Source organism: Pseudoalteromonas sp., assembly GCF_041629635.1.
Lineage (GTDB): Bacteria > Pseudomonadota > Gammaproteobacteria > Enterobacterales > Alteromonadaceae > Pseudoalteromonas.
Map to the genome: position 1 here is coordinate 1 of NZ_JBFKMX010000151.1, position 8,299 is coordinate 8,299.

Here is an 8,299-nt window from a genome sequence, read left to right on the forward strand (position 1 = left end):
CACCCTTGCCAAAGCCCATAAACCGAACAGCCCCATCAAGCTATAGCCCTTAATGCTGGGCTTGCCTGTCCAAGTTTGTACAGCAGTAAGTAAAAAGCCCACAACAATTGCACTGGTAAAGCCAAATAGCATTTCATGAATATGCCAAAAATGGCCGCCTCCCAACGGCGAAAAGTTTAATGTGCCGGATAAAAATCCAGCCCACAGTGCGATCGCTATTACACTAAATAACGATGCGAACCAAAAAAAAGGGCGAAAAGCTAAACGAAACAGTGGCACTGTGCTGATTGCTTGCGGCTTTACGCCAAGTTGTCCATCCGGTTGTAAATGCATTAGTTTATCCTCCAGAACATAATTTTCACGCTTCGCTTGCCAATGTTAAGCCTGCAATATTGTGCCAAAAACCATCGACCTCTTTCGTTTTGTCTAGCTTTAGATAGTGTGGCTGTTTAGCCTGTTGCTGAAACTGGCCAAGCACATCAAATAAAATTTCGGATTCAGGGCTAATGCGCACAATATCGACTAGCCCATGCATACTCCTTTGCTCGTTTATTAAGTTATATTTAAGTCCAGATTGGGTTTGAATACCATTAATCACAAATACTTGGCTGCCATCTTGGCTAAATGCGGCGCGCCCATCTGGGTAATCAATACAGCACAACTCACATTGATCTTTTGAGCGATTTAATGAACGTGCAGTAAAACAACGTGCTGAATAAGCAAGTGGTAAGTGGCCGTAACTGAATACTTCAACCGTAAACTGATCGCGTTTGTCACGGATTGCGGTTGAATTTAGTATATTGTTGAGCCAATCACGAGATAGTTCCACTGGCATCACCCAACGCTTCATCCCTTTTGCTAGTAGTTGTGCTAATGTTTCTCCGTTATAACAATTGATCGCAGGACCAACCACAAAAGGTAAGCCCGCCTTTTCAAGCAACGCAATCGCCCCAAGATCATTTGCCTCTATCCTAAATTCGCTAGTTTGGCAGAGTCGTTTTAATTGCTGGTAGTCAGAGGGCGTTTCGAGTAGCGCCATGGATGAGAGCACAACCTCCTTGCCAGCGAGAGTTAATTGTTCTGCAATTGTAAGCCAATCTTTCAGTTTTAATTCACGTCGTTTGGCACACACTGTTTCACCTAGGTAAACAATGTCAACATCACTTTGCGCCGCTTGCTGATAGAACTCATATACTTTTCTTTTTGGCCAGTAATATAAAATAGGCCCTAATGAATACTTCATAGCCGTTATTTCCATTGTTTGTGATAAGCCCCTAGCGTAGTTTGGCTACCTTCGGATAATGCAGATAAACAAGCTTCTGCTTGTCTGGATGGGGAAAACTGTGATGGGTTGGCAAGACAATTATCAATCGCCTCGCGCCAAGTTCGCGTTACTTCACTCACATAAGCCGCAGAGCGTTGCCGTCCTTCAATTTTAATCGCGGCAATTCCCACTTCCATTAAATCAGGTAATAGCGCCATACTGTTTAAGCTGGTTGGCTCTTCCAGCACGTGATAGCGTTCTCCATCAATATCAAATCGGCCTTTACATAACGTTGGATAACCTGCTTTTTCATTGTCAGCAAAACTATCAATTACCACTTCATTAAGCAGTGTTGTGAGCTGGCCTTGTTGCTGCTGATATTCAACATATTTTGCTGGCGAGCATGCACCTGCGGTATTAGGGGACTCTCCAGTAAAATAAGACGATAAATAACAGCGCCCTTCAGCCATAATACACAAACTGCCATAGGCGAATACTTCCAGCTCCACTTTGGCATGACGCGCTAAATTTCGGACGTGATGAATAGAAAGCACACGTGGAAGCACCACTCGTGAAACCGCAAAATTATCCACTAGATAATTAATTGCCCCGATATTCGTTGCACTGGCTTGTACCGAGGCATGTACTTCAATATTTGGATAACGTGTCGCGCAATATTCTAAAACAGCTAAATCGGCAATAATTAATACGTCAGCCCCTATCGCGACAGCTTTATCAACTGCGCAATACCACCTATCTATCATATCTGGGTGGGCAAAGGTATTAATTGCTATATGTAAGCGGCATCCTGCTTTTTTGATGTAGTTAACTCCATTTTCAAGTTGTCGCGGGTTAAAGTTTAATCCGGCAAAATGACGTGCATTCGTTTCATCTTTAAAGCCGATATAAACGGCATCGGCCCCAGCATCTACCGCAGCTTGTAATGACGATAAGCTGCCGGCAGGGCATAACAGTTCCATCGCTTTTCCTAAAACCTAAAAACATTCTCGCTAGACTAGGTTCAATTGCTTTGAAGTAAATTGATCTAAATTAAGTAATGAATACTTAGGCATGCTTCTACCTACTATTCATTGAGTTAAGGTATTTAATAGGTAGTTACCACCTACCTAAATCGAGAGCTCTAAGCGTATAGTGAGTAGTTACTTATTAAATTGGAAAAGTTTTGATTTACATTAAGGTTTAGAACGTATTAAGGCATTAACTTAGTTTTTATTTAAGAGCAAAAACTATGTTAAAAGAGCCGTTTAAACCGATAGCCAAGTGCCTTGCTAAATCACTGCCAACAGGCTTAGCCACATCATTAAAATTGATCCCAAATAACGTCACTCATTTTGCCATCGAAAAAACGTTAAATACTTTGTTTCAAGTGGAGCGACTACATAACGAGCTTGATTTTATGCACAACAAGTCATTACGTATTGAAGTATCCGATCTCAATTTTGCATTCACCCTTACCCTAAAACATGGCCAGCTTGTAGTCATCGATACTAATGAGGCTGATACAACATTTAGAGCTGACTTTGAACAGTTCCTGCTTTTAGCTGGTCAGTATGCCGACCCAGATACCTTATTTTTTAATCGTCAATTTGCAATCTCAGGAGATACCGAGCTTGGCCTAGAAGTAAAAGCCATTATTGAAAACTTTGAGCACAGTCGATTACCCAAACCGCTTAACCAATTAATTGCAACACATTGCCAGCTGATTTATAAATAAGGAACGCATCAATATGATCACACTTACCGAGTTTTTTGAAACCGATCACAAACGATTAGACTTACTATTAGCACAATTTAAAGCGTGTTTAGATCACGATAAACCTCGCGCTATTGGCCTTTTTCAAGCATTTGAAAGCGGGCTTCGCACGCATATTTTGTGGGAAGAAACCGTGCTTTTCCCATTTTTTGAACGTAAGTCACAATTCAGTCATGGCCCCACCCATGTCATGTCTAACGAGCATATCGCAATTCTTAACCTTGTTTCTCAACTTCAACAAAGTTTAACTGGTGATATTAATACAACACTGATGCTGTATGACGAATTAGCCAACCAATTAACGCAACATAATCATAAAGAAGAAAACATTCTATATCCGTTAGTAGATAAAAATGCCTCAGAGTCCGATCGTTCTTTGATGTTTATGATTATGGAAACGGGGCAAGTCGCATAAAATTAATAAATGAAATTATCAAAGGAAACTGACGGTATAATTACCAAGAGAAATCGAAAAGTTACGAATTCATTTCAGCTAACAAGCAACACCGCATTAAACCCAAAAACTTAATGCGGTGTGATCCAATCGTATATTTTTGTTAACAGTTAACTTGCGACAAGCTCTACAGGGTTTTCTTTTCGATCAAACACAACATAACGCGCAATATTATGTCCACTCATTACATCATTGGTCATCTTAGTTAAATAGGGCTCTGCATCTTTAGACGTTGGTGCAATTCCTTTATCACCGCTTAGACTGGCAATAAACATAAAGTCCCAATTTTTTGCAATGTCATCAGCTTCGCTTACTAAGCTGGCAAAATCAGAAACTTCATTTGGTAATTTATCAACACACATTACTGGTGTGATTGTGCCCTTTTGCTGGCTTTTGTGTTTTTTGCTTTCGCTATTTACCTCTGCAAATAGAAACAGCAAACGCTGAGGATCTGGCTGTTCATTCGCCATTTCTTGTAAGTCAGAAAATTTTGAAATCATATTTGAATCTATCTTGATAAGTGTTTAAGCATACTAATCGACTCGGATTAAAAGGAAATACCTACTATGAGGTAGACAGCATTGTTCGATGCAAAAAGAAACGTCGACTAGTAATTAGCAAATCAATAATCCAAAAAATACTGTTAACCTTAATGAGTAAAATTAGCTAGATAAAGGTAAACACCAAACCCTCTAAAAATAACGTTGATAGCGCTTACAGATCACCCAGCTAAATTAATTAATACCCGTTAAGGTACTGTCGATTTGTGTTTGTTCTTCCTGGCTTAAAATTGATTCATAAAATTGCGGTTTAGCTAATAAAAACCCTTGGTAATAATCAGCGCGATAGCTCTGCAAGATTGCCAGCTCTTCTTTGCTTTCGATGCCCTCTGCAATTACTTTTGTGCCGTTATCGTGAGCAAGTTGAATAAGGTGCTTAACGATCGTTTGTTTGTAGGGATCGTTATGTAAATTACGTACTAAGTCCATATCGATTTTGACGTAATCAGGGCGATACTTGTGCAACATGTTCAAACCTGACCAACCAGAACCAATATCATCAAGTGCAACGCCAAATCCAGCATTGCGATAAAAATTTAAAATCCCCCGCATTACGGATTCATCTGTCGCTGTTGTTGTTTCGGTAATTTCAAATACCACATCTTTTGGGCGTATACCCAAGACATTAATGGCTGAGACCGTTGCGCGTAAACAATAGGAAGGATCGTAGATACTTGAGGGGTTAAAATTGATAAATAACCTGCCCTTTAAGCCGGACTTTTTAAAATAGCTCACAGCAGAACGTCTTGCAACCAAATCGAGCGAAAATAGCAGATCTGATCCCTCTGCTAATTTAAAAGCATGCGCAGGAGGAACTATGTTATTGAATTCATCCTTAATTCTAAACAAGCCCTCATAAGCAAACGGCGTTGCCTCACCTTGTTCATTAATTTCGCAAATTGGCTGAAAATGTGTTTCATAACTACCACCATCAATTGCATCAATTACCCACAGACTGTTCAAGCGATTAATAAGCACACTTGCAGGCACAATGCGGCCAATATCGCTAAATGTAGGCTCACCGCCATCAGTTGTGGTTATTTTGGTAGCGTTTAATTCATTTGGCTCAAATTCCCCAAACAAGCCCAATAAAAAGCGGTTTACGTTATCTTTTTTAACTTTCACTTTGATACAATGTGAATCGATTTGAGCTGCTGGATAATTACCATTACCACAAAATAAAATCGCTTTATTTACACTTTCAAAGGTTGGCAGAAACAGCCAGAACGTTGTTTCCGGAAATAAATAATTTTCTATTCTTTCACAATCAGCACAAAACATTGTTAGCTTCCCAAGTTTGCAATCTATATTCAATACGAGATAAATCAGAAAATGGTTTATGGAGATTACGTTGATAAACGTATGTGTCAAAGTTGACTACAAGAAAATTAAATTGATGAGCTAAAACGCGACTTTCAGATAAATGCCAATGTGATTATCAATGTATTTATGATTTTTACACTTACCCTGTTTCGTCATTGGAAATTACCTAACAAATCTGAAATGAGTTGCTGAAGCCTGATGAATACCTTGATCCATACCCTTTGGCGCCACAATCAGTGGTGTGAAAAGAAAATGTGAAAAATCCTACCCACCAGTTACAAAGGTGTGACCACTATTTTCTAAAGTCTTTTAACTATAGCGAGATTTTTGTTACTGTTCCCCTGTGCATGTAAATGTATTATGGGCTGATTTACAGAAGGGCAGCCTAATAAAAAGAGTAACAAGAAAGACCTTAATGGCTGAGACAAAAATAATGCACCCAAGTGATTGTTGGCAGACAATAACCGGGCGCATTATGTTAAGGAACTGTTTTTACTTGCTCATTAAGGCAATGAGTAGCGCAAAATGCGTTTTACTACCGAGCCATATTGTTTAAAAAAGCTACCTGTATTGTATTGAATGCCGTGTTCACGAAATACCTTTTGCACTTTAGGCGCAATTTCACGGTAGCGCTTGGCTGGCATATCTGGAAATAAGTGGTGCTCTATTTGAAAGCTTAAATGCCCCGTTAATATATGAAACCACTTACCGCCTTTAATATTGGATGAGCCCAATGCCTGGCGATAATACCACTGCCCTTTTGTCTCGTTTTCGCATTCTTTTTCACTGAACGTTTTTACATCGCCAGTAAAATGACCGCAAAATATAATGGTTGATGTCCATAAATTACGTAGCAAGTTGGCAATTAGATTACCCACCAATACCCATAAAAAGAACGGTCCTGCTAACAGTGGGAATATTAGGTAATCTTTAATTAATTGGCGCGCACCTTTACTAAAAAACCGTGTTTTTAGCTCGCTGTGTGGCACTTTGTAGTCGCGATTATCTTTTTTCTTACCAAAAAACACGCGCTCTGCGGCGAGTTCGTGGTACGACACGCCCCACTGGAACAACACACTTAAATTTAGGTAAGTGATAAATTGCCAAAGGTTTTTAACACGCCAGCGAAAATCGTTTGATAAGCGCAATAAGCCATAACCAAAGTCACGATCTTTGCCAATAATATTGGTGTAAGTATGATGCTCAAAGTTATGTACACGGTTCCAACTTTTGCCATCGCAAGCAATATCCCACTCATACGCTTTGGAGTTAATATGCTTGTCGTTCATCCAGTCGTACTGGCCGTGCATTACATTGTGGCCTATTTCCATATTGTCGAGAATTTTAGCTGTAGCAAGGGCAAGTACACCAACAAGCCATAACCATGGTGAGACAAAGCCAAGCACCAATAAAATACGGCCCGACCACTCTAAAATGCGCTGCGTTACAATCACACGGCGAATGTAGTTTGCGTCTTGCTCACCCACTTTTGCCATCGTTGTTGATTGAATTTCGTTTAGCTGCTCGGCTAATAAATCATAATTTGGTTCTGCTACTGTGTTCACGCTTTAAACTCCACATCCGACACCACTTGCGATACACATAATTGAATTAACTCTTCACCGTAATCTGATAATTTACCGGTGCGAATATCACGCACTACGCCTTTTTTCTTTACGCATTGGCATTGATGGCAAATGCCCATGCCACAGCCGTAAGGCACATTAATCTTGTTTGCTTGAAACTGCGCTAAAAGTGGCTGTTGATTGTCGGCTTTAAATTTAATGCCGCCATGATCCACCTGAAAATGCGCTTTTGCGCCACCTTGTGTGTGCAAATCTACTAGCGAGAAATGCTCACTTTCAATTGATTGCTGATGCGTATCTGCATAGTTTTTGATGGTTTTATAAAAATCATTCGGCCCACATACCAGCCACTGTGAACCAATAAATTCTGGCAATTTTGCATCAACATCCCCGTCATTACTTCGGCTAAGTAACGTAAATGTGAAGTTTGCTAAGCGGTTTTGCAAACTGGCAAGCTCGGCCACCAGCAAATGCTCATTTGGTTTTGCGTAATACACCAAATGAATTGGCGAGATTTCGTCATGTAATGCTTGATGCAACATCGCAATAAACGGGGTAATGCCTGAACCCGCAGCAAAAAAAGTCACAGCGTTAGACTGTGGCAATAAAAATGTGCCTTTGGGTTTTGAAATATTAACCCATGAATTCGCAGATAAACGGGATAAAAACGGCGTAAATGCACCAACATCATGCTGCTTAATCACTAAACGGATCACGCCTTCATGCATTGCCTGATTTGGGCTTGATGCAATGGTAAACACACGTGTAACCAAGCGACCGTTAATTTCTAACGTTAATTCAATATGTTGCCCGGCTTTATGGGTAGGCCAACGAGATTCAACTTTGAGCTCAATCGCAACTGTTTTGTTTGCTATAAATTTAACTGAACGCACATTTGCACGGTAATAGCCATCGCGCCAACTTGGCTTAAATATTTGAATAACCGGCTCAAAATAGCCTGCCATCGAACGATGATGAAAAAACTGTTTACTAAACCAATTTGTTAAGGGATTGAATATAAAACTCATTTAAACTTACACGTGTACGCTCACTCAGCGCACAAGTGTACGCTGAATGGGTGTTTTTTTTCAAGCCCCCTAATAGATAAAAATAGATTTTTTACTTTAAAAATTAAACCGCGTGTAATGAGTAAATCCTGTAAGGGGTATTCAAAATAAAAATTAACACCAATCCAAACAATGGATTAAAAGTTTAAAACATAAAAAAAGCGACTATTGTAAAGCTGCTTTTCGTTATGATTATTTTTTATAAAAAATTTGATGTGAGTGATTTGGTAAAAGCAAGAATGAGAGTATTTAAATAAGTTTTTGGAGTTCG

Annotated in this window: 9 protein-coding genes; 2 read left to right on the top strand and 7 right to left on the bottom strand. The window is 39.7% G+C overall.

From position 1 onward, the window contains the following. The 3 genes from ABYD77_RS16150 to ABYD77_RS16160 form a co-directional block, all read right to left on the bottom strand. On the bottom strand, positions 1-333 hold a 333-nt coding region (locus ABYD77_RS16150), incomplete at its 3' end, for an NnrS family protein (RefSeq protein WP_372771139.1). Positions 334-358: 25 nt separating this feature from the next. Then, complete coding sequence (locus tag ABYD77_RS16155) at positions 359-1,243, bottom strand: U32 family peptidase (protein WP_372771140.1); 885 nt, start codon at positions 1,241-1,243, stop codon at positions 359-361. A gap of 5 nt (positions 1,244-1,248) precedes the next feature. Then, the gene (locus tag ABYD77_RS16160) at positions 1,249-2,244 is read right to left on the bottom strand and encodes a peptidase U32 family protein (RefSeq protein ID WP_372771141.1); all 996 of its coding nucleotides are present in this window, start codon (positions 2,242-2,244) and stop codon (positions 1,249-1,251) included. Between the two features lie 269 nt (positions 2,245-2,513). Between ABYD77_RS16160 and ABYD77_RS16165 the strand changes: the two genes are divergently transcribed. Both ABYD77_RS16165 and ABYD77_RS16170 read left to right on the top strand, forming a co-directional pair. Further along, entirely contained in the window at positions 2,514-2,999 is a 486-nt protein-coding gene (locus ABYD77_RS16165; protein WP_372771142.1) for an SCP2 domain-containing protein, read from the top strand. Positions 3,000-3,012: 13 nt separating this feature from the next. Beyond that, a complete protein-coding gene (locus ABYD77_RS16170) occupies positions 3,013-3,453 on the top strand; it encodes a hemerythrin domain-containing protein (RefSeq protein ID WP_372771143.1) in 441 nt (146 codons plus the stop codon). Positions 3,454-3,602: 149 nt separating this feature from the next. On the opposite strand, the gene ABYD77_RS16175 is transcribed toward ABYD77_RS16170, so the two are convergent. The 4 genes from ABYD77_RS16175 to ABYD77_RS16190 form a co-directional block, all read right to left on the bottom strand. Continuing rightward, entirely contained in the window at positions 3,603-3,992 is a 390-nt protein-coding gene (locus ABYD77_RS16175; protein ID WP_372771144.1) for a ribonucleotide reductase subunit alpha, read from the bottom strand. A 234-nt stretch (positions 3,993-4,226) separates the two neighbouring features. After that, the gene (locus tag ABYD77_RS16180) at positions 4,227-5,333 is read right to left on the bottom strand and encodes an EAL domain-containing protein (RefSeq protein ID WP_372771145.1); all 1,107 of its coding nucleotides are present in this window, start codon (positions 5,331-5,333) and stop codon (positions 4,227-4,229) included. Positions 5,334-5,878: 545 nt separating this feature from the next. Continuing rightward, complete coding sequence (locus tag ABYD77_RS16185; RefSeq protein WP_274760371.1) at positions 5,879-6,871, bottom strand: acyl-CoA desaturase; 993 nt, start codon at positions 6,869-6,871, stop codon at positions 5,879-5,881. A 65-nt stretch (positions 6,872-6,936) separates the two neighbouring features. Then, the gene (locus ABYD77_RS16190) at positions 6,937-7,989 is read right to left on the bottom strand and encodes a flavin reductase family protein (protein ID WP_372771146.1); all 1,053 of its coding nucleotides are present in this window, start codon (positions 7,987-7,989) and stop codon (positions 6,937-6,939) included. Positions 7,990-8,299 lie beyond the last annotated feature (310 nt).

Coding starts and splice junctions, on each gene's coding strand:
- ABYD77_RS16185 (WP_274760371.1), bottom strand. CDS start 6,871: ATGGCAAAAGTGGGTGAGCAAGACGCAAACTACATTCGCCGTGTGATT.
- ABYD77_RS16190 (WP_372771146.1), bottom strand. CDS start 7,989: ATGAGTTTTATATTCAATCCCTTAACAAATTGGTTTAGTAAACAGTTT.
- ABYD77_RS16175 (WP_372771144.1), bottom strand. CDS start 3,992: ATGATTTCAAAATTTTCTGACTTACAAGAAATGGCGAATGAACAGCCA.
- ABYD77_RS16155 (WP_372771140.1), bottom strand. CDS start 1,243: ATGAAGTATTCATTAGGGCCTATTTTATATTACTGGCCAAAAAGAAAA.
- ABYD77_RS16160 (WP_372771141.1), bottom strand. CDS start 2,244: ATGGAACTGTTATGCCCTGCCGGCAGCTTATCGTCATTACAAGCTGCG.
- ABYD77_RS16165 (WP_372771142.1), top strand. CDS start 2,514: ATGTTAAAAGAGCCGTTTAAACCGATAGCCAAGTGCCTTGCTAAATCA.
- ABYD77_RS16180 (WP_372771145.1), bottom strand. CDS start 5,333: ATGTTTTGTGCTGATTGTGAAAGAATAGAAAATTATTTATTTCCGGAA.
- ABYD77_RS16170 (WP_372771143.1), top strand. CDS start 3,013: ATGATCACACTTACCGAGTTTTTTGAAACCGATCACAAACGATTAGAC.